The 25,419-nt window shown below is 35.0% G+C and carries 27 protein-coding genes; 16 read left to right on the top strand and 11 right to left on the bottom strand.

What is annotated here, in order from left to right:
• The first annotated feature begins 62 nt into the window (after positions 1–62).
• From MHI39_RS22410 to MHI39_RS22385, 6 genes are all read left to right on the top strand, one after another.
• Entirely contained in the window at positions 63–977 is a 915-nt protein-coding gene (locus MHI39_RS22410; protein WP_058003025.1) for a cysteine synthase family protein, read from the top strand.
• Positions 978–993: 16 nt separating this feature from the next.
• On the top strand, positions 994–2,130 hold the full coding sequence (locus tag MHI39_RS22405) for a bifunctional cystathionine gamma-lyase/homocysteine desulfhydrase (RefSeq protein ID WP_259547878.1): 1,137 nt from the start codon (positions 994–996) through the stop codon (positions 2,128–2,130).
• 234 nt (positions 2,131–2,364) lie between these two features.
• Positions 2,365–2,865 carry a preQ(1) synthase gene (queF, locus tag MHI39_RS22400; protein ID WP_216385073.1) on the top strand — a complete coding sequence of 167 codons (501 nt, stop codon included), beginning with the start codon at positions 2,365–2,367 and terminating at the stop codon, positions 2,863–2,865.
• Positions 2,866–2,882: 17 nt separating this feature from the next.
• Complete coding sequence (locus MHI39_RS22395) at positions 2,883–3,524, top strand: queuosine precursor transporter (protein WP_342540265.1); 642 nt, start codon at positions 2,883–2,885, stop codon at positions 3,522–3,524.
• Between the two features lie 219 nt (positions 3,525–3,743).
• On the top strand, positions 3,744–4,313 hold the full coding sequence (locus MHI39_RS22390; protein WP_058003022.1) for a hypothetical protein: 570 nt from the start codon (positions 3,744–3,746) through the stop codon (positions 4,311–4,313).
• An 83-nt stretch (positions 4,314–4,396) separates the two neighbouring features.
• Entirely contained in the window at positions 4,397–5,944 is a 1,548-nt protein-coding gene (locus MHI39_RS22385) for a flotillin family protein (protein WP_212943918.1), read from the top strand.
• Between the two features lie 81 nt (positions 5,945–6,025).
• On the opposite strand, the gene mreBH is transcribed toward MHI39_RS22385, so the two are convergent.
• The 5 genes from mreBH to MHI39_RS22360 form a co-directional block, all read right to left on the bottom strand.
• The gene (mreBH, locus tag MHI39_RS22380; protein ID WP_251344879.1) at positions 6,026–7,033 is read right to left on the bottom strand and encodes a rod-share determining protein MreBH; all 1,008 of its coding nucleotides are present in this window, start codon (positions 7,031–7,033) and stop codon (positions 6,026–6,028) included.
• Between the two features lie 272 nt (positions 7,034–7,305).
• Positions 7,306–7,833, bottom strand: a complete 528-nt coding sequence (gene speG, locus MHI39_RS22375; protein ID WP_278891630.1) for a spermidine N1-acetyltransferase — start codon at positions 7,831–7,833, stop codon at positions 7,306–7,308.
• Between the two features lie 150 nt (positions 7,834–7,983).
• Complete coding sequence (locus MHI39_RS22370) at positions 7,984–8,820, bottom strand: TIGR03943 family protein (protein WP_058003018.1); 837 nt, start codon at positions 8,818–8,820, stop codon at positions 7,984–7,986.
• Between the two features lie 18 nt (positions 8,821–8,838).
• Positions 8,839–9,696, bottom strand: a complete 858-nt coding sequence (locus MHI39_RS22365) for a permease (protein ID WP_071975626.1) — start codon at positions 9,694–9,696, stop codon at positions 8,839–8,841.
• 223 nt (positions 9,697–9,919) lie between these two features.
• Positions 9,920–10,426, bottom strand: coding sequence for an acyl-CoA thioesterase (locus tag MHI39_RS22360; RefSeq protein ID WP_058003017.1), 507 nt, complete (start codon positions 10,424–10,426; stop codon positions 9,920–9,922).
• Between the two features lie 348 nt (positions 10,427–10,774).
• Between MHI39_RS22360 and hutH the strand changes: the two genes are divergently transcribed.
• Positions 10,775–12,259, top strand: coding sequence for a histidine ammonia-lyase (hutH, locus tag MHI39_RS22355; protein ID WP_071975607.1), 1,485 nt, complete (start codon positions 10,775–10,777; stop codon positions 12,257–12,259).
• A gap of 40 nt (positions 12,260–12,299) precedes the next feature.
• On the opposite strand, the gene MHI39_RS22350 is transcribed toward hutH, so the two are convergent.
• Positions 12,300–13,058, bottom strand: coding sequence for a TraR/DksA C4-type zinc finger protein (locus MHI39_RS22350; RefSeq protein ID WP_058003015.1), 759 nt, complete (start codon positions 13,056–13,058; stop codon positions 12,300–12,302).
• Between the two features lie 130 nt (positions 13,059–13,188).
• Positions 13,189–14,421 (bottom strand): aminopeptidase, encoded by a 1,233-nt coding sequence (locus MHI39_RS22345; RefSeq protein WP_058003014.1) that lies wholly within the window; start codon positions 14,419–14,421, stop codon positions 13,189–13,191.
• Between the two features lie 148 nt (positions 14,422–14,569).
• On the opposite strand from MHI39_RS22345, the gene MHI39_RS22340 reads away from it, so the two are divergent.
• On the top strand, positions 14,570–14,923 hold the full coding sequence (locus MHI39_RS22340; RefSeq protein WP_180211477.1) for a DUF488 domain-containing protein: 354 nt from the start codon (positions 14,570–14,572) through the stop codon (positions 14,921–14,923).
• A gap of 98 nt (positions 14,924–15,021) precedes the next feature.
• On the opposite strand, the gene MHI39_RS22335 is transcribed toward MHI39_RS22340, so the two are convergent.
• Complete coding sequence (locus MHI39_RS22335; RefSeq protein WP_078110219.1) at positions 15,022–15,477, bottom strand: Rrf2 family transcriptional regulator; 456 nt, start codon at positions 15,475–15,477, stop codon at positions 15,022–15,024.
• Between the two features lie 169 nt (positions 15,478–15,646).
• On the opposite strand from MHI39_RS22335, the gene hmpA reads away from it, so the two are divergent.
• Positions 15,647–16,873, top strand: a complete 1,227-nt coding sequence (gene hmpA / locus MHI39_RS22330) for an NO-inducible flavohemoprotein (protein ID WP_180211478.1) — start codon at positions 15,647–15,649, stop codon at positions 16,871–16,873.
• Between the two features lie 72 nt (positions 16,874–16,945).
• Here the strand turns inward: hmpA and MHI39_RS22325 are convergent, their stop codons facing one another.
• Positions 16,946–17,110: a hypothetical protein gene (locus MHI39_RS22325; protein WP_169792978.1), complete on the bottom strand. Its 165-nt coding sequence runs from the start codon at positions 17,108–17,110 to the stop codon at positions 16,946–16,948.
• Positions 17,111–17,347: 237 nt separating this feature from the next.
• Here MHI39_RS22325 and MHI39_RS22320 point away from each other — a divergent pair, with 237 nt between their 5' ends.
• The 5 genes from MHI39_RS22320 (at position 17,348) to MHI39_RS22300 (ending at position 21,807) form a co-directional block, all read left to right on the top strand.
• Positions 17,348–17,722, top strand: coding sequence for a DUF1992 domain-containing protein (locus MHI39_RS22320; protein WP_058003011.1), 375 nt, complete (start codon positions 17,348–17,350; stop codon positions 17,720–17,722).
• A 118-nt stretch (positions 17,723–17,840) separates the two neighbouring features.
• Positions 17,841–18,632 carry a flagellar motor stator protein MotA gene (gene motA, locus MHI39_RS22315; RefSeq protein WP_058003010.1) on the top strand — a complete coding sequence of 264 codons (792 nt, stop codon included), beginning with the start codon at positions 17,841–17,843 and terminating at the stop codon, positions 18,630–18,632.
• Positions 18,625–19,449 carry a flagellar motor protein MotB gene (motB, locus tag MHI39_RS22310; protein WP_058003009.1) on the top strand — a complete coding sequence of 275 codons (825 nt, stop codon included), beginning with the start codon at positions 18,625–18,627 and terminating at the stop codon, positions 19,447–19,449. The genes motA and motB overlap by 8 nt, the downstream gene beginning before the upstream one ends.
• Positions 19,450–19,868: 419 nt before the next feature.
• The gene (gene map, locus MHI39_RS22305; RefSeq protein WP_058003008.1) at positions 19,869–20,618 is read left to right on the top strand and encodes a type I methionyl aminopeptidase; all 750 of its coding nucleotides are present in this window, start codon (positions 19,869–19,871) and stop codon (positions 20,616–20,618) included.
• Between the two features lie 121 nt (positions 20,619–20,739).
• Entirely contained in the window at positions 20,740–21,807 is a 1,068-nt protein-coding gene (locus MHI39_RS22300) for a PQQ-dependent sugar dehydrogenase (RefSeq protein ID WP_342540264.1), read from the top strand.
• A gap of 56 nt (positions 21,808–21,863) precedes the next feature.
• On the opposite strand, the gene MHI39_RS22295 is transcribed toward MHI39_RS22300, so the two are convergent.
• Positions 21,864–22,088 carry a DUF1128 domain-containing protein gene (locus MHI39_RS22295; RefSeq protein ID WP_058003240.1) on the bottom strand — a complete coding sequence of 75 codons (225 nt, stop codon included), beginning with the start codon at positions 22,086–22,088 and terminating at the stop codon, positions 21,864–21,866.
• Positions 22,089–22,270: 182 nt separating this feature from the next.
• On the opposite strand from MHI39_RS22295, the gene MHI39_RS22290 reads away from it, so the two are divergent.
• Complete coding sequence (locus MHI39_RS22290; protein ID WP_058003006.1) at positions 22,271–23,107, top strand: YihY/virulence factor BrkB family protein; 837 nt, start codon at positions 22,271–22,273, stop codon at positions 23,105–23,107.
• Between the two features lie 52 nt (positions 23,108–23,159).
• Complete coding sequence (locus tag MHI39_RS22285; RefSeq protein ID WP_158022189.1) at positions 23,160–23,300, top strand: hypothetical protein; 141 nt, start codon at positions 23,160–23,162, stop codon at positions 23,298–23,300.
• 71 nt (positions 23,301–23,371) lie between these two features.
• Here MHI39_RS22285 and MHI39_RS22280 read toward each other — a convergent pair whose 3' ends face one another.
• Positions 23,372–25,309, bottom strand: a complete 1,938-nt coding sequence (locus tag MHI39_RS22280; RefSeq protein WP_083498520.1) for a heavy metal translocating P-type ATPase — start codon at positions 25,307–25,309, stop codon at positions 23,372–23,374.
• Positions 25,310–25,419 lie beyond the last annotated feature (110 nt).

The following is a 25,419-nucleotide window of genomic DNA, read 5'->3' as shown; positions in this document are numbered from 1 at the left end:
ATTGTTAGTTATTACCGCTATCCAATTTTTAGATTGCTAGTTTCATTAGAGAGGGATATTTAATGAAATATGTAAAACATGTGAGTGAATTAATTGGCCATACACCATTGATAGAAATCACATCATATTCACTTCCAAAAGGTGTACGAATTTTTGCTAAGCTTGAATATTTTAATCCTGGTGGAAGTATCAAGGATCGCTTAGGCCAATTTTTATTAAAAAGAGCTTTTGATGAAGGGAAATTAAAAGAGGGTTGGACGATTGTTGAGCCAACTGCCGGAAATACGGGAGTTGGCTTGGCATTGGCAGCAATTCAGTTTAAGGTTAATGCTATTTTTGTGACACCTGAAAAGTTTAGTCTTGAAAAACAAACATTGATGAGGGCACTCGGAGCTACTGTAGTGAATACACCGACTGCATTTGGTATGCAAGGGGCAATTGAAAAGGCAAAGGAATTGTTGGAGGAAATTCCTCATTCTTTTTATCCAGGTCAGTTTCAAAATTTCGCCAATCCAGATACGTACTATGAGAGCTTAGGACCAGAGCTATACGAGGAACTTGATGGGAAGATTGACATTTTTGTTGCAGGGGCAGGGTCAGGGGGCACATTTATGGGGACCTCACGTTTTTTAAAAGAAAAGCTGCCTCACATAAAAACCGTAATTGTTGAACCTGAAGGCTCTATTCTTAATGGTGGTGAGGCTGGCTCTCATCGTACAGAAGGAATAGGGATGGAATTCCTTCCTCCATTTATCGATCGTGATTATTTTGATTTCATCCATACTATTTCAGATAAGGACGCTTTTTTTCGCTTAGCAGAAATAGGTAGAAATGAAGGTCTTCTCATCGGAAGTTCATCGGGGGCGGCATTAGAAGCATGTCTCCGTGAAGCGAAACAGGCAGAACCTGGAACGAATATTGTAACGATTTTTCCAGATAGCAGTGAAAGATATATTAGTAGTGGGATTTATGAATGAAAGGTGTTGATGCAAAATGAAGAAAAAAACAAAATTTATTCATGGTGGCATAAGTGTTGATCCATATACAGGTGCAGTTTCTACCCCTATATACCAGGTGAGTACGTATAAACAAGATGGTGTCGGAAATTTCACATATGAGTATTCAAGAACGGGAAATCCAACGCGTGAATCATTAGAAAAGCTAATTGCAGATATTGAAAATGGTACACGTGGGTTTGCTTTTGGTTCTGGCATGGCAGCAATAACCGCAGTGATGCAGTTATTTTCCGCTGGAGACCATATAATAGTAACGGATGATGTGTATGGTGGTACCTTTCGTGTCATGTCAAAAGTGCTAAACCGTTTCAACCTTGAAGTATCATTTGTTGATACATCTGATTTAAATGCGATCAAAAATGCTATTCAGACGAATACAAAGGCAATTTTTGTGGAGACGCCAACTAATCCATTGCTAAAAATTACTGATATAAAAGCAGTAAGTGATCTTGCAAAGGAAAACAAACTAAAATTTATTGTTGATAATACATTTAGTACTCCTTATTGGCAAAACCCATTAGATTTAGGAGCAGATATCGTTGTGCATAGCGGTACAAAATATCTAGGTGGGCATAGTGATGTAGTAGCTGGTGTAGCCGTTGTAAATGATGAACAATTAGGTGAGCAATTGCATTTTATTCAAAACTCAACTGGAGGAATTCTTGGACCACAGGATAGCTGGTTACTTATTCGTGGACTAAAAACTTTAGGCATTCGGATGGAGGAAATTGAAAAGAACACAGTAGAAGTCGTTAAATTTCTTCAAGATCATCCTAAGGTGGGAAAAGTGTTTTACCCAGGACTTACGGATCATCCTGGTCACCAAGTACATGTTTCACAAGCAACTGGCTTTGGAGGGATGATTTCGTTCACAGTTGAAAATCAAGAGAAAGCTTTATCTGTTTTAAAGAATGTTAAATATTTTACACTTGCAGAAAGTTTAGGTGCGGTAGAAAGTCTTATTTCCATCCCTTCATTAATGACTCATGCATCCATCCCACGTGAACGTCGTCTCGAACTTGGAATAGAAGATGGTTTAATTAGAATTTCTGTGGGAATCGAAGATATAGAAGATTTACTTACCGACTTGGAGCAGGCATTGGATGTTAAGTAGTTTTTTCTATTGACGATTTCAATTATTTTATATAAGCTAAGAGCTGTACAATTTTATACTCGTGCATACGGGAGAGGTTCATAGCTGATACCCTCTATAAAAAACTATGGATTTATGACAATCTGCCATGTCCATATTAGGACATGGCTTTTTATTTTGTCTATTCATCTATTTAGTGGCTGTTGAGATGTGAACCTCTATTAAATGTACGAAATCATTTAAGGAGGTTTTTTTATGTCTGGAAGAAAAGAAAATGAAGGGTTAGCAGATTTGACTCTGTTAGGGAATCAAGGAACAAAATACTCATTCGAATATACGCCTCAAGTATTAGAATCAGTAGACAATATGCATATGAATCGAGATTACTTTGTAAAGTTTAACTGTCCGGAGTTTACTAGTTTGTGTCCCATCACAAATCAACCCGACTTTGCAACGATGTATATTAGTTATATCCCTGATAAAAAAATCGTAGAAAGTAAGTCTTTGAAACTTTATTTATTTAGTTTTCGTAATCATGGGGATTTTCATGAGGATTGCGTAAATATCATTATGAATGACCTAATTAAATTATTAGATCCGCGCTATATTGAGGTGTGGGGTAAATTTACTCCAAGAGGTGGAATTTCAATTGATCCTTATTGTAACTACGGTAAACCAGGTACCAAGTATGAAGAAATGGCCAATTACCGTATGATGAATCATGATTTGTATCCTGAAAAGGTGGATAACCGTTAAGAAAGGATTAATTGATTATGTTGTTATATCTAAATGGAATATTTGTAGGTTTGTTAATTTTGGCAAATATAGTGGCAGTTAAATTATTTAGTATCGGTGAGTGGGCCGTTTTACCTGCTGCAGCAATTATATATATTTGCACGTATCCTATTGTCGATACAATTGTTGAGGTTTACGGGAAGGAAGCTGGCCAAAGAACAGTTAGAGCAGGCTTAGTTACTCAATTATTGGCTATCCTTGTTATCACCATTGCTATTTATTTGCCTCCAGCACCATTCTTTGAACACCAAGATGCATTCAAGACGATATTAGGCGGAAGCTTCCGGGTCATTTTAGCAAGTTTAATTTCATATATGATCAGTCAGAATCTTGATGTTTATGTATTTAATAAGCTAAAACAAAGGCATGGGTTAAAAAAACTATGGCTTAGAAATAATGCGTCCACAATGCTTAGCCAATTAGTGGATACATTCATTTTCATCATTATTGCATTTTATGGAACTATGCCAATCGCAGCCTTATTCACATTGGTATGTACACAATATATATTTAAATTTATTGCTTCAATCATAGCCACCCCGTTTGTTTATGTACTTGTCGGTATGATCCGAAGAAAAAAAGCAATTACCACTCAAAAGGAAATGGAATATTTGTCCTAATCTGAATTATGGTATAATTGGATTATCTGATGCAGAGAGAAAAAACTCTTTCTGCATCCCCCTACATTTCAACTCTTTTAGAACTTCACTCAGTTTTTAAAACTTTTGTCACATTTTTTGAAACTAAATCACATTTTATTCGTAAATAAGGTAGTAAGGAAAATTGAGAGGTGTGATGTACATAGTCTTTAAAAATATATAGTAAAGGAATTGGTGAAAATGACCATTTTCGGAACACCTATTGAAACAATTTATTTAGTACTATTGATTGTTGCAGGTAGTTTAACGATCCTTTATATTCTGTTTGGCGATCTATTACATGGGATCGGTGAAGCCCTTGGTTTTCTACATCCAGTTTTAGTGCTTTCATTTATTACTTTTTTCTCTGCTTCAGGGTACATCTTTGAAAAAGTCACTCCTTTATCAAGCTTACTCATCATGGCTATTTCTGCAATTATTTCGATTATTCTAGTCATATTGTTAAATGTATTTGTACTTATTCCATTATCCTCAGCAGAAGAGTCACTTAGTTATACAGAGGATTCTTTAAAAGGAAGAGTGGGAAAACTAATCATTTCTATTCCGGAAAACGGTTTTGGTGAAGTAGTAATTGATAGTAAAAGTGGGATGATTTCCAAACCATCAGCAAGCTATGACAATATTGCTATTGAAGAAGGAAAACAGGTACTTATTATTGAAGTGAAAGATGGCGTTCTATATGTTGTCCCTTATGAAAATAATCGTTTATATAATGAAGAGTTAGGATCGACAACAAATACAACTCCATAAAAAGGTTAAGTATTTGGACACCATTTTATTCAACATCAAGTGTCCATATTAAATATAAAGAAAACATGTAAGGGGGAGAAACAATGTTTGAAAATGTAGGATTATTAGTCATCATTGGGATTGTAGCATTTCTTATTATAGCTTTAATCGCTGTATTTATTTCGAAATATCGTACGGCAGGCCCTGATGAAGCATTAATTGTAACAGGAAGTTACTTAGGTGGTCGTAATGTTCATACAGATGAATCTGGTAATAAGATAAAGATCATTCGTGGTGGAGGTACATTCGTACTGCCTGTATTCCAACAAGCACAGCCACTGAGCTTGCTATCAAGTAAACTCGAGGTAACAACACCAGAAGTGTATACGGAGCAAGGAGTTCCGGTCATGGCTGATGGTACGGCGATTATTAAAATCGGTGGATCTATTGGTGAAATAGCTACAGCAGCTGAACAATTCTTGGGGAAAACAAAGGAAGATCGCGAAAATGAAGCGAAAGAAGTATTAGAAGGACATCTTCGTTCTATTCTTGGATCGATGACTGTTGAAGAAATCTATAAAAATCGTGACAAATTCTCACAAGAAGTTCAACGTGTGGCATCACAAGATTTAGCGAAAATGGGTTTAATCATTGTATCATTTACTATTAAAGAAGTACGTGACAAAAACGGCTATTTAGATTCACTGGGTAAACCGCGTATTGCCCAAGTAAAACGAGATGCAGATATTGCAACAGCTGAAGCGGATAAAGAGACAAGAATTAAACGTGCAGAAGCTGCTAAGGATGCAAAAAAAGCTGAATTAGAGCGTGCCACTGAGATCGCGGAGGCAGAAAAAGTAAACCAATTAAAAATTGCTGAGTATCGCCGTGAGCAAGATATTGCTAGAGCGAAAGCCGACCAAGCCTATGATTTGGAAACAGCTCGTGCGAAGCAGGATGTAACAGAACAAGAAATGCAAATTAAAATTATTGAACGTCAAAAGCAAATTGAATTAGAAGAAAAAGAAATTTTACGTCGTGAGCGTCAATATGACTCTGAAGTGAAGAAAAAAGCGGATGCTGATCGTTATGCAGTAGAACAGGCTGCTGTTGCGAATAAGGCGAAGGAATTTGCTGAAGCAGATGCAAATAAATACCGTATTGAAGCAATGGCAAAAGCTGAAGCTGAAAGAGTTCGTGTAGATGGTTTAGCGAAAGCAGAGGCTCAAAGGGCACAAGGGGAAACTGAAGCTGACATTATTCGCCTTAAAGGTCTGGCTGAAGCGGAAGCTAAGAGAAAAATTGCTGAAGCCTTTGAACAGTTTGGTCAGGCTGCTGTACTCGATATGGTTATGAAAATGCTTCCTGAATATGCAAAACAAGTGGCTAGCCCATTAGCAAATATTGATAAGATTACAATTGTTGATACAGGAAGTAGTGGAAGTGAAGGCGGCGCTAATAAGGTGACAGGCTATGCAACTAACTTGATGTCTACATTACAAGAATCATTAAAAGCATCGTCAGGCATCGATGTAAAGGAATTACTTGAAAATCTCTCAGGTAAAGGGAATATCCGTAGTAGTATCGATCAACTCACTTACGAAATGAAAGAATCTAATAATCAGCTTGCTGCTGGTAAGAAAGAGGAATAAAAGAAAAAGAGCAATTTCGTAAGTTACTTACGAAATTGCCCTTTTTTCATGTAAATGATAGACATGGAAATTAATACTTTATTATTTAGCTACAGTTTGTAGCTTATTAATAAATTGTAATGATCGGCCTGTTCCGATTGCAACTGATTCCAATGGACTTGGTGCAAGGTGTACAGGTACGATGATTTCTTGACTTAGCCATTCCTGCATTCCATTTAGCAAAGCACCACCACCAGATAAAATAACACCACGATCAACTATATCACCACTTAATTCAGCAGGACAGTTTTCTAAAGTAGCTCGAATACTTTCAAGTACACTTAATAAGGAATCACTGATAGCATGTTGAATTTCCTTGGAATGAAGTGTGATGGTTTTTGGTAGTCCTGACACTAAGTCACGTCCTCTGACATCCATTGTCAGTCCTTCGTGACTTACAGGTGCATACCCGATTTCCATCTTTAACTGTTCAGCGGTCCTCTCACCAATTAGGAGATTATAATTCTTACGAATATATTGGATGATATCCTCGTCCATTTTGTCTCCTCCAATACGAAGGGTATTACATGTAACCACTCCTCCGTAAGAAATGATAGCCACTTCTGTTGTACCACCACCAATATCCACTACAACATTTGCGACTGGCTCGTCCACTGGTAAATCTGCTCCCATTGCTGCTGCAACTGGTTCCTCGATTAAATGGACATTTTTTGCACCAGCATTTTTAACCGCATCCTGTATCGCACGACGTTCGACAGAAGTGGCACCTGATGGGGTGCATACGATAACATTTGGCTTGCGGACTGCGAATCCTAGTTGTTTACTGATTTTTCTCATGATTAATTTTAACATTTCAGTTGTAATATCGTAGTCTGCGATGACACCATCTCGCAAAGGACGGATGGCAACTATTTTACCTGGGGTTTTTCCTATCATGTTTTTAGCATCCATACCAAATGCAAGCACCCGTTTAGTATCAGTGTTAATGGCAACAACGGATGGTTCATTTAATATTACACCTTTATTTTTACTATAGACTAATATATTTGCAGTACCTAAATCGATCCCTATTTCTGTACCTGAAAACATATGGATTCACCTTACCTTCAAATTAAATCGTTTCTTTAATATATATACTACTTCAATAAAGTATAGGACATTTATGTCGGTAAAGATGAATACATTTTATTCCATAAATGATTGTTACATTTTAAGGTATCAGGATATTTATTAGAAACGTTGATATACAAGGGATTTATGCATGCTTTTTTAAATACGTTAATTTGTATGTTAACAAAATTTAAAAATTGTAATCTATTTCATTTTATGTAATAGTCATATAATTGTAAGAACCAGTATCATTAATGGGAGATACTGGTTCTACCTAAGTATTCATCCTGAAAAATACACATTCTTAGAGCATCATGATATTCTCCATCAACAAAAAACTCATCCTTTAGTTTCCCTTCTAATTTAAATCCAACTTTTTTATAAATATGAATAGCTTTTGCATTGTTTTTATCTACAATTAAATAGAGCTTATGCATATTTAAAACGGAAAAGGCATATTTCATTGCCAATTGAGATGCAATAGTCGCATACCCATGTCCTTGATGCTTGGGGTCAATAATGATCTGGAATTCAGCTCTTCGGTGGATATAATCAATTTCAACAATTTCAACTAAACCTAGCATTTCTTTATTGTTTTTAATTATAAATCTCCGTTCTCCCTGATCATGTATATGCTTGTCATATAAATCCTGTAATTCAACAAATGCTTCATATGGCTCTTCAAACCAATAGGACATAATGTTTGCATTTATATTTAGAGCGTGAACAAATTCTAAATCGGCTCTTTCTAAAGGACGTAACTTAATTTCATCACTCAAAGAAAACCATTCCTCCCTTAACATGTTCATTTTATTTTATCCAAGAAGGAATCAATTGATTACTAATTCAATACGAAAAAACCCATGATTAAAAGTCATGGGTTTTAATAAGGCTCTGTTTAATAACTTGAAACTCCGATAGAACCTTTTTTAATAAGTGCGATATACATAAGGATCTTCTGGTTTTGGAATAGTTTTCCATCCGGTTACTTCTAAGATCGGAATTGTTTTCTTAAACGGCTGGTAATATTCATTGCTTAGTTTACCTTCTACCTGAATCCATTCATCATTTTTAAATTTAATATCATCAGGAAACTGTACTAACATCCCAAATACTCCTGAGTCGGCAACACAATGGATAATCCCAAATCGAAATAAGAAGATTTGATTTGATTCAAGCTCTTTTTCATTATAGGTAAAGCCTTGTACTTGGATGGTTTTATCATCGAAATAACCAGGAAACTTATAAATGGTTTCCATTCCAATGAGATAATCTTTATCATTTAAAATCACGCGATTATTGTTATTTACAAACTTTTTCTTAGCCTTATCCATATATTCATCATAGCCTTCTTGCCCATAATAGATACTAGAATCCGGCTGTAAAAACTGATGGATAGCTGAGGCGTCTTTATCATTATACACGTCAAAATTAAACCCTTTTGCCTTCACTATATTTGAATCAAGTGTAGCAATGGGAATAAAAAAGACAGAGATAATCGGGAATATGAGAACTGGATAAAAGATATACTCTTTCCAGCTATTCCTTTCATGATGATGATCGCACCCATATTCACAATCTTCCTCTTTATGTTTATCTCCTTTTATATAAAAGAAAAGCTGAACAAAAGTAAGGAAAAACATAACAAAGATGGTGATATAGGAAATATATGAATACTTCATATTTATATATTTCGAGATCGATCCTGTCACATGCAAATGCATAAAAAGAAATGAAAAGCCAAGTAAAATCAAAAATCGTAGCATCTGTAGCCCCTCCTTACTTTATAGAAAGCCTATAACAATCGAACCTAAAAATACAAATATACTTACGTAAATAAATAAGTAAAAAACAAATTTTGCTTTAAACGCACTTAGCATCATTAGGGTATTTTTGATGTCGAACATCGCTCCGAAAACAAGGAAGGCAACGAGTGAGTTTAAAGAGAATGTACTTTGGAATGATGCAGCAATAAATGCATCAGCTTCGGAGCATAATGAAAGGATATAGGCTAATCCCATCATTACGATAGAAGATGAATACTCACCATGTCCGATTGCAGTTAAGGTAGATGTTTTTAAAAAGGTTTGCATAGCAGCTGCAATAAACGCACCTAATATTAAAAATTTCCCAACAGAGAAGAATTCATCAATTGAGTGCTGAATCGTTCCTTTTATTTTTGCGAAAATTCCATGTCCATGATCATGAGTATGAATATGTGCCTCTTGTCTTAATTGTGAATCCTTAAATTGATAGGATAAAATAAATCCTATGATTAATGCGACTACAAAGGATAAGCCGCCACGATAAAGTACCATTCTCCAACTATTCCCAAATGCGATATAGGTTGAAAATAGTACAATTGGATTAATAATTGGTCCTGTAAGCATGAAACCAATCGCAGCATGAAGAGGAACACCTTTTGCCATCAATCGCCTTGTAATTGGAACAATTCCACATTCACATGCAGGGAATAGAGCGCCGATTACAGTTGCTGATAAAACAGCTAAGAATCGATTTTTTGGAATCACCTTAGCAATCATTTCCTCTGTAATAAACATTTGAATGACACCAGAAATGATGACACCTAATAAAACAAATGGCAATGATTCTATTAGTATACTAATAAAAATAGTATTCATTTGTAAAAAAGACTGAGAAAACAAAAAAACACCTCCGATATAAATTGGAAGTCTAATATATTTAATGACTTTTTCAACCCACTGTCTAAAATAGACTATCCCAGTATAACATAATTCGTTTGAATGAAAATCCTTCTTTAAAGAAAAATACTCAACATCCGAAAATGTAAAAAGACTATCTCTCTATAGATAATGGTAGAGGATAGTCTATGTAGCCAAAAACTTATTCTGAAAAGAAGTGTGCGAGCTCTTCACTTTCTTTTTTGCGAATTTTACGATGCTCAGCACGTCTAGTTGCCGTTTCATTTAACCACTTTTCTTGATCGGTTTCCGGAACTACCATTGGAATTTCAGTAGGTTTTCCATCTGGCCCAAGAGCAACAAAGGTTAAAAACGATAAAGCCGCAATGGATTTTTCACCTGTTAATAGATTTTCCGCGGTGATTTTTACAAACACCTCCATTGAGCTTCGTCCTGTATAAGTAACCATTGCCTCTAATGTAACTGCATCGCCAACACGTATCGGTTTAATAAAGTCTACGGAATCCGTTGAAGCAGTTACAACCGGATTTCTTGCAAATTTAGTCGCAGCAATAGACGCAGTGTCATCTATGTAAGCCATTAATTTACCACCAAATAAAGTACCGTGATGATTCGTATCTGGTGGGAGAACATGACTTGTTTTAATTGTTAAGGTTTCTCTCATAAATTTAGTCGGTCGATTACTCATTGTATTCACCTCATTTTAATTTTACTTTGTCCAAGTTAGTTATAATTTATATCTTGTTTATAATACCATATTTTTCATTCGCAATATTATATCGGAATAGTCTTTATTTTGTTAATAATGTGCATAAATACTATGATAACTTGTTGAAATCTATTGACATCAATAGATAAAATCGAATAATCTGAATTTATAGTGTTCTTACTTGGAGGAAATTGCAATGGAATTGGTAATATATAAAAATATATATGATTCCTATTTTAAAAAAGGCTTTATCACATTTATTTAGTGATAAAGCCTTTTTCTTTAGTTCACTAATGCAGTAGTTAATCAATCAAAGGGGGACAAAAAATGATACAGTTAACCGGAAATACATTAACCATTCATGAGGCTAAAAGAGTATTGTTTGATAATGAAACAGTTGAAATTTCTGCAAAAAGTATGGAAAAGGTAATTGCAAGTCGCCAAGCAGTCGAAAGAATTGTAAAAGATGAAAGGGTTGTTTATGGAATAACAACAGGATTTGGAAAATTTAGTGATGTTTATATAAATTCAGAGAATGTTGAAGAATTGCAATTAAATTTAATCCATTCTCATGCGTGTGGAGTTGGAGATCCTTTCCCTGAAGTTGTCTCAAGAGCAATGCTTTTATTACGTGCTAATGCTTTGTCAAAAGGATATTCAGGTGTCAGACCGGTGATCATTGATACGTTAATTCAATTTCTAAATGCCCAAATCCATCCGGTCATTCCTCAACAAGGCTCATTAGGTGCTAGTGGAGATTTAGCTCCATTATCTCACCTAGCCTTAGCACTGATGGGAGAAGGAGAAGTATTTTATCAAGGAGAAAAAGTGGATGCGTCTAAGGCATTAGCTGACGCAAATATTCAGCCTGTTACATTACAGGCAAAAGAAGGCTTAGCGCTCATAAATGGTACACAAGCAATGACAGCAATGGGAGTCGTAGCCTATATTGAAGCAGAGGCGTTGGCAAAGCAAAGTGAGCTTATTGCTTCAATGACAATCGAGGCTCTTCGCGGGATTATAGATGCCTTTGACGAAGATGTTCATATTGCTAGAGGATATCAGCAACAAGTTGATGTAGCAAATAGAATACGTCAATATTTATCAGATAGTCAGCTTGTTACTAAACAAGGGGAGCTCCGTGTTCAAGATGCTTATTCCTTGCGTTGTATTCCCCAGGTTCATGGTGCATCCTGGCAAGCTCTAGATTATGTAAAAGAAAAGCTCGAAATAGAAATGAATGCAGCAACTGACAATCCACTAATTTTTAATGATGGGGAGAAAGTTATATCTGGAGGGAATTTTCATGGCCAACCCATTGCATTAGCTATGGACTTTATGAAAATTGCCATAGCCGAATTAGCAAATATTTCTGAGCGAAGAATAGAAAGACTTGTTAACCCTAGTCTAAATGACCTTCCAGGATTTTTGAGTCCGGAACCGGGGCTACAATCTGGAGCAATGATTATGCAATATGCAGCTGCATCCTTAGTCTCAGAAAACAAAACATTGGCCCATCCAGCAAGTGTGGATTCAATACCATCGTCTGCAAACCAAGAGGATCATGTAAGCATGGGGACAATCGCCTCCCGACATGCTTATCAAATCTTGCTAAATTCAAGAAGGGTTCTTGCGATTGAAATGATTTGTGCGATGCAAGGCGTAGAATTTCGTGGGGTGGAGAACATGGCATCCTTAACGAAGGAGTTTTATCATCAGGGAAGAAGAATTGTCTCAAGTATAGTAAAGGACCGAGTTTTTTCAAAGGATATTGAGGCTTTAAGTGCTTGGTTATGCGCAAAGAGAGAGTAAAAAGGTACGGGCTGTTTAAAGACAGCCCGTCACTTTATGATTATTCACGATCCTCAACATAAGGATCATGTTCATATGCGGGTAAATCCCCAAAGGTAGTCATGATTCCTTCTTCGTCTAATGACTCACTATACTCATCATATTTTGTATTTGGATAAAAACGTGTATTCTTTCCATACATATCATTTCCTACAAAGTTTTCAAAATCTTCAACATAGCCGATGTTTTCGTCAGATTCTATATACATATCATTATAATGGTCTGGCGGATTCATGAAATCAGAAGGAGATTCGGATGTTCCCCATTCTGCAACTGCTTGCCATGAATCCTCTGCATCAAATTCAACATGTTCATTCCGTTCATCATTAAAATCAAAATTTCCTAATGATGATAAGAGAACACGTTCTTCTGCTGGACGGTCATGAGAGATGGATTGATCTGGACTATGTTCCTTGCAATACAATGTCGTTGGAATTGCTTCTAAACGTTCAACGGAAATTTCCTTTCCACATTTGGTACATTTCCCATAGGTCCCATTTGACATTGCATGTAGTGCATGATTAATGTTTGTTAATTCATACTCACTATGCTCATTTAATGCTATATCTTTTTCTCGTTCATATAGCTCAGTACCCTCATCACCAGGGTGATTATCATAGCTCGATAGTTCTCCAACTGACTCATGAGCATGTCCCTTATTTAAATCATAATGGTTATTTTGCTTTAAGCGATTCTCTATTTCATTTTTATTTTGTAATAATTGTGCACGTAGTTCTGAAAGCTGCTTATTTGTAAGCATACATAAACCACTTCTTTCATTATAAAATCATTGTCTATAACTAGTATGAAACGAATAAGGTGGAATCATTACTGTAAAAAAGTACAAAAAAACAGCAACTTTTTTTAGAAGTTGCTGTTTTGAACGGTATTTAGAACGCCCAACTTCCGTTACGGAAGATAGGTTCAGTTGTACCATCTTCTTTAATTCCATCAATATTCATCTCAGCTGACCCAACCATAAAGTCAACATGAGTAATACTTTGATTTAATCCGTTTTTTAATAATTCTTCACGTGACATTTTCTTTCCGCCTTCAATACAAAATGCATAAGCACTACCGATTGCAAAGTGGTTAGAAGCATTTTCATCAAATAAGGTATTGAGGAAAAGAATATTGGATTGAGAAATTGGCGATTGATGAGGGACAAGGGCGACCTCTCCAAGATAATGTGAGCCTTCATCTGTTTCCACTAGATGTTTTAAGATTTCCTCACCTTCTTTTGCCTTGAAGTCAATTATCCGGCCATTTTTAAAATAAATGGTAAATTCATCAATAATGTTTCCTCCATAGCTTAATGGCTTTGTACTAGAAATATGACCATTTACACCATCCTTATGTGGAACAGTAAATACTTCCTCCGTTGGCATATTTGCCATAAATTCAATGTTTTGCTCATTCTTGCTGCCAGCGCCAACCCATAAATGTCCATTAGGCAATTCAACTGTTAGATCAGTTCCTGGAGCTATATAGTGTAATTTTTTATATTTTTTTTCATTTAAATAATGAACTTTCTCATGCAAGATGGCGTCATGATCCTTCCATGCTTGAATCGGGTCCTCAAGATCTGCTCTTGTTGCTTTGAAAATAGCATCCCATAATTTTTCTACTGCTAATTCAGGTGTATCATCAGGAAAGACCTTTGTTGCCCATGCTTCGGAAGGAACCCCAACCACCGTCCAGCTTACTTTATCAGATTGAATATACTGACGATATTTTTCAAGTGCTTGTCCAGCAACCTTTTGGTAGTTAGAGATACGTTCGGTTTTTACACCCTTCATTAAATCTGGACTAGAAGAGACAATGGACATAAAAGCGGCGCCATTTTCAGCTAGTTCGATCATTTCATTTGCTCGATGTATGGGGTATTCATTAAATGCTTCGTCAGGTGCTAAATCATATTTCAAACGGGATACCACATCATCTCCCCAATTGACTATGACATTTTTTGCTCCTGCTTCATACGCCTTTTTAGTAACAAGTCGAACAAATTCTACAGCATCGATGGATGCATTTACAGCAAGAGTTTGTCCTTTTTGAATATTAACTCCAACCTTAACAACTAATTCAGCATATTTTTCAAGTTTTTCCTGAAATGTACTCATAATGTAATCTCCTCTTTTTCAGAATCTTTATTTCTATTTTAACAATCAAATAACAGAAAGCAATAGTATCAATAATATAGGATGGCTTGACAATAGTGGGACAGTATTCAAAACTTTTAATAATAGCAGGAACTTTCAGGAGGAAAAGATGATTAACATAAAAAGAATATATGAGCCAACAAGCCCAGAAGATGGAAAACGAATTCTAATAGACCGATTATGGCCTCGGGGAAAGTCAAAAAAAGAGGCAGACATTGACGAATGGATGAAACAAATCGCTCCAAGCAATGAATTGCGGAAATGGTTTGCCCATGATCCTCAGAAATTTAATGAATTTTCGAAAAGGTATAGGAGAGAGTTAGAGGATTCTGCATTTCAAGAGGAATTAAGTTTATTAGTTCAAATGCATAAGGAAGGAACGATTACACTACTTTATTCAGCAAAAGACGAAGAGTTTAATCAGGCAATTGTTCTCAAGGAATATTTACTAGGAAAATCTTGAAAATAGTCGTCTGAAAAGATTTTCATTACTAGCATCTAAATAAGGTATTGAGCTTTATTTAGGTTTAAGTGAAAAAGCTTTTCAAACGACAATAATCTTTAGGTTGATGATTGATTAATCGCAGAATTTAAAATAGAACGGTATTTTAACGGATTATGAACAATATCCGCTAATGTATATTGATCTAGAACATCTAAATAGGCAGATAATGCATTTTTTAGTAAATGCTTTAAACCACACACAGGGGAAAGGATGCATGCTCCCCCTTCACCATTAAAGCATTCTACGATTTGGAAATCGTCCTCAGTTTTTCGGATTATTGCTCCGATATTAATTTCTTCAGGAGGGAGAGCAAGGCGAATGCCACCATTTCTCCCGCGCACAGTATCGATTACACCCATTTTTCCGAGTTCATGGGTCACTTTCATGAGATGATTTTTGGAAATGCCATAGGCTTCAGCAATTTCCTTTATGTTAGATAACTTCGCTGGCTCTTGCGAAGCTAAGTATATTAAAACTCTAAGTGAATAATCAGTATAATTGGTTAATCTCATTAATCTCACCCTTTACAATCGTCATTCTTATTATACGTTTTTGGACAATGCCTGTCTAAATTGTGACAGCTTTTCTAAAGATGTATTTCAAATATTGCTTTTATGTTTTGGTGGGTGTATTTTAAACATGTATTTAAAATACTTCTTTAAAAAAGAGGAGCGAATCGAAATGTTATCACAAAAAACAATTGATATTATTAAATCAACTGCACCAATATTAGAAACAGAAGGTAAAAAAATTACTACATGTTTTTATAAAATGATGTTCGAAGCACATCCTGAATTATTAAATATTTTTAATCATGTAAATCAAAAGCAAGGTAGACAGCAAACTGCACTAGCGAATACAGTTTATGCTGCAGCTAAATATATTGACCAGCTAGAAGTAATTGTACCAACAGTAACCCAAATTGCTCATAAGCATCGGGGTTTAGGAATTAAACCGGAACATTATCCTATTGTAGGTGAATTTTTATTAAAAGCAATCAAAGAAGTTCTTGGTGATGCTGCAACTGATGAAATTATTGGTGCATGGGGTGAAGCATATGGAGTGATTGCTCAAGCATTTATTGATGTTGAAAAAGGAATGTACAATGCCGCAGCAAATCAAGAAAATGGATGGATGGATTTCAAAGACTTCACAGTTGTAAAAAAAGAACAAGAAAGTAATGTAATTACATCTTTCTATTTAAAACCAGCTGATGGTTCGGGTGTGACAACATTTGTGCCTGGGCAATATTTAACAGTTAGAGTAAATATTCCAGGTGAAGAATATTTGTTAAATCGCCAATATAGTTTATCTTGTGCACCTGGTCATGATTATTATCGTATATCTGTAAAAAAAGAAAAGGATTTCGAACCAAATGGTAAAGTTTCAAACTACCTTCATGATCATGTGCAGGTTGGAGATACGATTGAAATTAGTGCTCCATCAGGTAATTTTACATTAAATATGGAAGAAACTGCACCTGTTGCACTGATTTCAGGAGGTGTTGGCTTAACTCCAATGATGAGTATGCTTGAAACATTAGCCAATAATGAATCAAAACGTGAAGTGTACTTTGTACATGCAGCAAGAAATGAAGAGTTTCATGCATTTAAGGAAACAGTAAGGGATCTTACTGATAAACTAGAAAATGGTCACGCTTATTATGGTTATGAAAAACCTTTAAATTCAGATGGAAATCATCATTTTGAGGGCTATCTTTCAAAGGTATTTCTACAAAATTTAGTTACTAAAGAAACAATTACTTATATTTGTGGACCAGTCCCATTTTTGAAAAACACGGTTCAAATATTAACTGATCTAGGTGTAAAAAAAGAGAATATTCGTTATGAATTCTTTGGACCTGCGATGGATTTAACGGCTGAAGAAAAAAGTGAAGTTACTGCATAATAGAGGCTATACAGGAAATGCCCTTATGGCTTAATACAAACGAGGATGATCATTGATCATCCTCATTTGGTTTTATTCAACTTCCTCTTCCTCAATTCTATTTTTAAAAGCCTCTTGAGTAACAATAAATTCCTCATCACCAATTGCTTCTTTTGTTTGCTTTTCCGTTATACTATTTTTAGGAAAATTCCCAGGATGCCCTTTTTTCTTATGATTGAATTGATTTCCTCTTGCCACAATCTCACTCCTTTTCAAGCAATACCTAACTTCATAATCAGTTTTTCCAAAGAAACTGGATATTATCACAGAAGATCATCCATCTTACAAATAAGGAGAAATAGTGACTTAAAGATCAAACTGAAAAAATGGGTTACCAGTAGTCGGAATATTGTCAATTTTACTCAACTATCATCATGAACTTTTTAAGAAAACTTCGATATAATCTAAGTAAGATCATAAAAATGGGGTGGTAGTATGGATTTTATGAAACTTGTTGAAGACCGAATTCGTGAAGCACAGAAGAATGGTGAATTCGAAAACCTTCCTGGCTTTGGAAAGCCCTTACCAGATGATGAATTAGCTAATATTCCTGAGGATCTGAGAATGGCTTATCGCTTGATGAGAAATGCAGGATTCTCCCCTGAAGAAGCATCAATTAAAAAAGAACTTATGACGATTGAGGATTTAATTAGAAAGGGAAAAAGTGAACTTAATCAGGATGAATTAAAAAATCAACTAAATGAAAGCATGTTAAGATATAATCAACTACTTTCAAAGAAGCGAGTAAAAACTAATTCCTCTGTTTTTAAAAACTATGAACAAAAAATTGAAAGAAAATTTTTAAAATAGGTAATTAGTCTGTATTAAGTATACTTTGTCGAAGTTTTGTTCTAATTCTCTAAAAGAATCATCTTTTTTGTCGATATAAAGGACAAGAAAACGACTTTTATTAATTAGGGTGAAGCAAATGGACAAAACATCGATTTTTGGAGTTATTTTAGGGATTATTGCCGTCGGAGTTGGGATGGTATTAAAGGGTGTTCCAATATCTGCGCTAGCAAATCCTGCAGCATTTTTAATCATTATTGTCGGTACTGTTGCAGCAGTTGCTATCGCTTTTCCGACTAGTGAAATTAAAAGAGTTCCTAAATTATTTGGCGTACTTTTTAAGGAAAAAAAGCAAATTAGTGAGAAAGAAATCATTGGTCTTTTTTCTGAATGGGCACAGGTAGCTAGAAAAGAAGGATTACTTGCTTTAGAGGCAAAATTAACAGAAGTAGACGATCCTTTTCTTAAAAATGGACTAAGTCTAGCGGTTGATGGACAAAGTGCTGATTATATTCGAGATGTGTTAAGTGAAGAAATTGAAGCTATGGAAAGTAGACATCAAGCTGGGGCTGCAATCTTTTCCCAAGCAGGTACATATGCTCCTTCACTAGGTGTTCTTGGAGCCGTTTTGGGACTCATAGCAGCATTAGGTAATATGGGTGATACTGAAAAATTGGGACATGCAATATCCGCGGCTTTCGTTGCTACAATGCTAGGGATATTTAGTGGATATGTCCTTTGGCATCCTTTTGCGAATAAACTTAAGCGAAAATCTAAACAAGAAGTAAAGATGAAAGAAATTATGCTTGAAGGAGTACTATCTATTTTAGCAGGTGAGGCTCCAAGAGTAATTGAGCAAAAGTTAGCTTCCTATCTACCTTCTGGAGAACGTAAAAAGTTTTTAGAAGAAAGTAGTGAAACAAATGAGTAAGCGTAGAAAAAAAGGTCACGAAGACGAACATGTCGATGAATCCTGGTTGCTCCCTTACGCCGATTTATTAACCTTATTATTAGCCTTATTTATTGTATTATTTGCATCTAGTACGGTTAACGCTCAAAAGTTTCAACAGCTCTCAAAAGTATTTAATGGGATTTTTGCGAGCGGTGAGGGGGTAATGGAGTATTCAAAGCCCCAGCCGGCAGATGAATACTACTCAGGTAAAATAAAAGCAGATCAAAATAAAGAAAAAGAAAATAAAAGTGAGAGCACTGAAGAAAAAGATAAAGAACAAGAATTGAAAGACCATTTACAAAAGCTAAAACTAGAGGATCACGAAGAGCTTGTGCAAGTACAGGAGAAAGTAAATGCATACATTCAGACCAATCATTTGAACGGAAAGTTTGCAACTTCTCTTACAACCGAAGGTTTATTATTAACCATTCGAGATAATGTGCTTTTTGAATCGGGTAAGGCAGATATTAGTGAAAATAATTTGAAAACTGCGCGTGAACTTTCTGATTTACTTGTAATGGATCCACCAAGAAATATTATTATTAGTGGTCATACAGATAATGTACCTATTCATAATTCGAATTTCAGCTCGAATTTCGAGTTAAGTGTTATGCGGGCGTTAAATTTTATGAAGATTATATTAGAAAATAATCAGTTGAACCCTCGTAACTTTAGTGTAAAAGGTTTTGGAGAATACAAACCAATTGCATCAAATGATACATCTGAAGGCAAAGCAAAAAATAGACGGGTTGAAGTACTTATTCAACCAAGGGTATTGCCATCAGATTCAAATTAAAAAAGTTGTCCCAAAGTATTTTGGGACAACTTTTTTAGATAACATAGGAATAATATGTAGCTCTCCAATTGCATCCTTTTACGGATTCTTAGCGATATAACGCGATTTTTGTGGAAATGAGTATAAGTGAATTCGACAATAACTAATTGAATAGATAACGATACAATCCCTTTTATTTCTTGGGAAATAGATTGTTTTTATACTTCTAAATTATATTATTTTATTTAGTAATATTATTCTAATGTCAAAAAATATTGTAGAAAAATGTATATAATGATTATTCCTATTAAAACATGTGTAATAAAGATGGAATTTTAATTTTTTTGCCATTATATCCATTTAGCGATATGATAAAGACATGTTGATTATCATACAATATTTTCATATATATAGATAGTTTTATTGAAAGGAAGAGGCAAATGATTACGTATAAATCCCAACGTGAAATAGATATGATGAAAAAGGCAGGGGAATTACTGGCAAAAGCACATAAAGAAATTGCAAAAAGGATTAAACCCGGAGTAACAACTTGGGAAATTGAAGAGTTTGTTGATCAGTTTCTTAAAAAACATGGGGCAACTCCAGAACAAAAAGGATATAAAGGATATGAATTTGCTACATGTGCTAGTATAAACGATGAAATTTGTCATGGATTTCCAAGAAAGGAACCACTTCAAGAAGGAGATATCGTTACCATCGATATGGTGGTTAATTTAAATGGTGCACTAGCAGATTCAGCTTGGAGTTATCCTGTTGGAAAAATTAATAAAAAAACAAAAGAATTATTGGATGTAACAAAAGAGGCACTTTATAAAGGGATTGAACAAGTGAAAATTGGAAACCGAATAGGTGATATTGGCCACGCAATCCAAACATATGTAGAGGCACAGGGATTTTCTGTTGTAAGAAACTTCATTGGTCATGGGATCGGACCAACCATTCACGAAAAACCTGAGGTTCCACATTTCGGTTTACCAGGTAAAGGTGTAAGAATTAAGGAAGGCATGGTATTCACTATTGAGCCTATGGTGAATATAGGTACATTTGAAACTAAAATGGATAATAACGGATGGACTGCACGTACTCGTGATGGCTCTCTATCTGCACAATATGAGCATACAGTTGCAGTGACAAAGGATGGAATTATCATAATAACTGATCAGGAATAAGCTCCAATTAGGGAGCTTTTTCTAATGGCAAAAATCTAATTAACAACTTAAGATTTTTAATAAAGGATATCTCTCTCCATATAAAGAAGTAATTATTATTAATTACTTTGGAGGGGTTGTCTTGCTACGTTTTTTTTTGTTAATCATTGTTAGTCTATTGTTAGCAGCCTGTTCAGCTCAGGATAGCAATATAAAGGAAGCAAAAAAAACAATGACTAGGGACAATGCAGTATCAATGATCAAAAACCTAGAAGTTCCTTGGTCAATAACAAAGATGAAAAACACCTTCTACATTAGTGAGCGCAAAGGAACAATTGTGTCATTTAATGAAACCAATCGTAAAATGGAACGTTTAATAGTAAAAACTAATCAACCTATCCATCAAGAGGGAGAATCGGGCTTGCTAGGGATTGAATTAACACCTAATTTTTCTGAGTCACAACAAGCCTATGCTTACCATACCTATTATGAAAATGATAAGATATTAAATCGTGTGATCGTTATTCAAAAAAATAAAGATTCGTGGAACGAAGTAAAAGTTCTGTTAGAGGAAATACCTGGTTCAGCCATTCATAATGGTGGACGAGTAAAAATAGGGTCTGATCAGAAACTATATGTAACAATAGGGGATGCTGCTGTACCAGAAAATGCACAGAAATTAAACTCCTTGTCAGGAAAGATCATCCGCATGGAGTTGGATGGTAGTATTCCAAAGGATAATCCATTTAGAGATAGTTATGTTTTCTCATTTGGTCATCGAAACGTTCAAGGATTAACATGGAATGAGAAAGGTGATATGTATGGTACCGAGCATGGGCAAAGTGCACATGATGAAGTTAACCACATCATTGCCGGACATAATTATGGATGGCCTATCATTGAAGGGGATGAAACCAGAGAAGGTCTAGAATCCCCATTTTTTCAAACTGGTAACATAACATGGGCTCCATCTGGTATTGATTATAAAAATGGGAAAATATATATTGCCACCCTCCGAGGAGAAGCAATAAGGGAATTGAACCTTGATACTAGTAGGGTAACTACCATTGCAGAGGATTATGGAAGATTAAGGGATGTGTTGATCGATGGTGAAAATGTATATTTTATTTCAAATAATTTAGATGGAAGAGGATCACCTTCGAAACATGATGACCAGTTGTGGAAAATCGATTTAAGTGCTCTGCAATAAAAAAATAATGGTTGTGAAATGAAGGGTCTTTCTCCCATATTTCACAACCATTATTTTTATTGATTTCTTAAATTACCTAATTCTTCTACTATTGCTTGCATTTCATTTGGACTAAATGTGTTTTTTTTCATAACCATTTCATAAATTTCTTTTAAATCCTCATATATCTCTTCAGTGTAATTGGAAGGCTTTATTGCATCAACATTTACCATTTTTAATTTGGAAGTTATTTCTGTAATCATAAATTGTATATTTTCATTAGACTTAATTGAAAGATCCACCACTAACATCCTCTCATAATTCAGTTTATTTCTATCTTTCCATGAAACAAATGAGGTGTCAATTATATAACAGGTTTTATTCAAAAAGCTAGGGGGAATATATAAAGAAGAGTGGTTAACCTTGAATAGGTTACCAATGGTTGATCCTAAAAGAGACCCTGCACGTTTAATGAGGTGAGAGAATGGGGAAATCAAAGATTATTAGAGATAAAAATTTTATCATCTCCTTAATCAAACATACGATGTACAACGATATTACAGGTTTAGCTGCACAATTAGCATACTTTTTTTTATTGTCATTATTTCCACTGCTTCTTTTTATAGTCACACTTCTCCCATATTTGCCAATTAATACAAACGATATTTTAAATGTAATAAGGAACTTTGCTCCAGAGCAAACATTAAACATGATTGAGTCAAACCTATACGATATTCTAAATCATAGGAGTACAAGCTTACTCTCTGTCGGGATAATAGCAACATTATGGTCAGCATCAAAAGGAATGAATGCGATTGTAAAGGCATTAAATCGTGCTTATGAAGTGAAAGAGACGCGCTCATTTATTGTGGCAAGAGCAATGTCTGTTCTTTTAACCTTGGCTATGATATTTGTTTTTTTAATCGCTCTAGTATTACCGGTCTTTGGGAAGTATGTAGGTTATTATTTATTTGCATTTTTCGGTATTTCAGAACAATTCTCTCGTGTCTGGACCGCAATTCGATGGATCATTAGTCCATTGATTTTATTCATTGTATTCGTTGGAATTTATTACTTTGCTCCGAATAAGAAAATTAAATGCTTAACTGTTTTTCCAGGAGCCATCATTGCATCGATTGGATGGGCAATTGTCTCCCTAGGCTTTTCCTATTATGTCAGTAATTTTGGACACTACTCAACGACATACGGAAGTTTAGGGGGAATTATCATTCTCATGCTTTGGTTTTACATTAGTGGAATTATCTTAATTATTGGTGGAGAAATTAATGCCCTTTTGACAGCAGTTGATAAGGATTGTTGACTACCAATTCACAAATCTATTGTAAAAACATTACATGAAAGGTTTTTGAGTAATGAAACAAACTAAGAATGAAAGTAAATCTCATCTTGCGAGAGGAGGAGTAAGAATGGGTAAAAAGACGAAGCAAAATAGTAAGCAGAAACCTAAAGGGAAAACTTCTAGTTCATCTAATGGTCAAAACGGTTACCATTAAATATAATGTATTCATTAATAAAAAAAGTGGCCCACTCATAGGCCACTTTCTTATTATCCAAAAGGTAGATATTAATCTATGGAACGGAGACATCTTAAACTGTTTAAAATCACCAATATCGTACTGCCTTCATGACCAATTACACCTAAAGGAAGGTTTAAAAATTGTAAAAAATTTGATGCGATTAATAACATAATTACAGAAAGTGAAAAGATGATATTTTGTTTTATAATCCGATTCATTTTTTTTGATAGTCGGATGGCTTCTGCAATTCTAGATAAATCATTTTTCATTAAAACAACATCAGCAGTTTCCATTGCAACATCACTACCTTCACCCATCGCAATTCCTACATGTGCTGTTGCAAGTGCAGGAGCATCATTCACACCATCTCCAACCATTGCAACAATCCCATAATGTTCTTTGATTTTCTTTATTGTTTCAACTTTTGTCTCTGGCATGCACTCAGCAATGTATTCATTAATATTGGCTTGAGCGGCAATATTTTTTGCAGTATTTTTACTATCACCAGTTATCATAACGGTATGAATTCCTTCATTTTGTAATACCATTAATGATTTCTTAGTTTCTGGACGGACGATATCTTGTAGACCAATAGCCGCAACGATTCCTTCTGAACCTTTTACATAGACAACTGTTTTACCGCAAGATTCTAAGCTTAATGAAACACCATTTTCAAATTGTTCGGCTTCTTGTTGTCCAACAAATTCCTTATTACCAATTAACCATTCTTTATTATGAAACCATGCTTTTATCCCTTTTCCTGGAATATCCTCTATTTTATCAGGATGGATGAGATTATCTTGATAATTAGATTTCCAATAATTTACGATAGCAATTGCAAGTGGATGATTTGATCGATTTTCAATGGAAGCAATTGTTCGTAGCAACTCACTTTTATTTAGATTAGGTTGAACGATCATGTCTGTAACTTCTGGTTTTCCCTTGGTTAATGTACCTGTTTTATCAAAAGCAATGGCTTTAACATGGCTTAAGCTTTCAAGATGCACACCACCTTTGAAGAGAATACCACGCCTCGCACCATTTGAAATAGCAGATAGAGTTGCAGGCATAATGGATGCTACTAATGCACAGGGGGATGCAACAACTAATAAGATCATTGCCCGATAAAAAGTGACATTCCAACTCCAATCCAATAAAAAATGAGGAAGAAACATCATAATTAATACAACGAGAAGGACTATTTTAACGTATGCACCTTCAAAACGTTCAATGAAAAGCTGGGATGGTGATTTTTCACTTTGAGCAGTTTGAACGAGTTCAATGATTTTTTGAAAGACTGTTTCATTTGAAGGCTTTGTCACTTGAGCTGTTATAGCACCATTTAAATTAATGGTACCAGCAAAAATTTCTTCTGCCTCTCCTTTAGTAATAGGTAGAGATTCACCGGATATCGTTGATTCATCAATTGTTGTACTGCCTTGGATAATGACTCCATCTGAAGGAATGCGTTCACCGGGTTTAATTAAAATTTGATCACCAACCTTCAATTCAGAGACAGGAATCGTTGTTTCCTGCCCATTTACTATACGTACAGCTGTCTCAGGTTGAATACTCAGTAAAGTAGAAATCTCCTTTTGACTTTTATTGTTCGTATAGGTTTCAAGTGCACCACTAACAGCAAATATAAATATTAGCATAGCACCTTCTGCCCAATAGCCGATTATTGCTGAACCGATTGCAGCAAAAACCATCAACATTTCGACATTTAGATCTTTGTTTTTTATTGTTTCTTCTATACCCTCTTTTGTTTTAGCAAACCCACCGATAATAAAAGCTAAAAGATAAAATGTAATGGAATATGTGTGGTTATCCCATTTTGAAAATAACCATCCTATAAGTATGAAAAGTCCACTAACTAAGGCAGCGATTAATTCAAGATGAAGAAAAAACTGTTCAAATCGATTGGATGGTTGTATGTTCACTTGTTCATTGGTTGAAGCTGTTGCTAATTGACCTTGCGACATATTTATACCCCCTTAATTGAGAAATAGAATCAAAGTCATTTGCCCTATAAAATGACGAAAGCTGTCATCAATTTGATGACAGCAGGACTTGCTTTTTGAAAAGTATTAAT

This window comes from Heyndrickxia sp. FSL K6-6286, assembly GCF_038630395.1.
GTDB classification, from domain to species: domain Bacteria; phylum Bacillota; class Bacilli; order Bacillales; family Bacillaceae_C; genus Heyndrickxia; species Heyndrickxia oleronia.
Note: the sequence above shows the minus strand (reverse complement) of the source record. Positions and strands in the feature narration are given on the sequence as shown.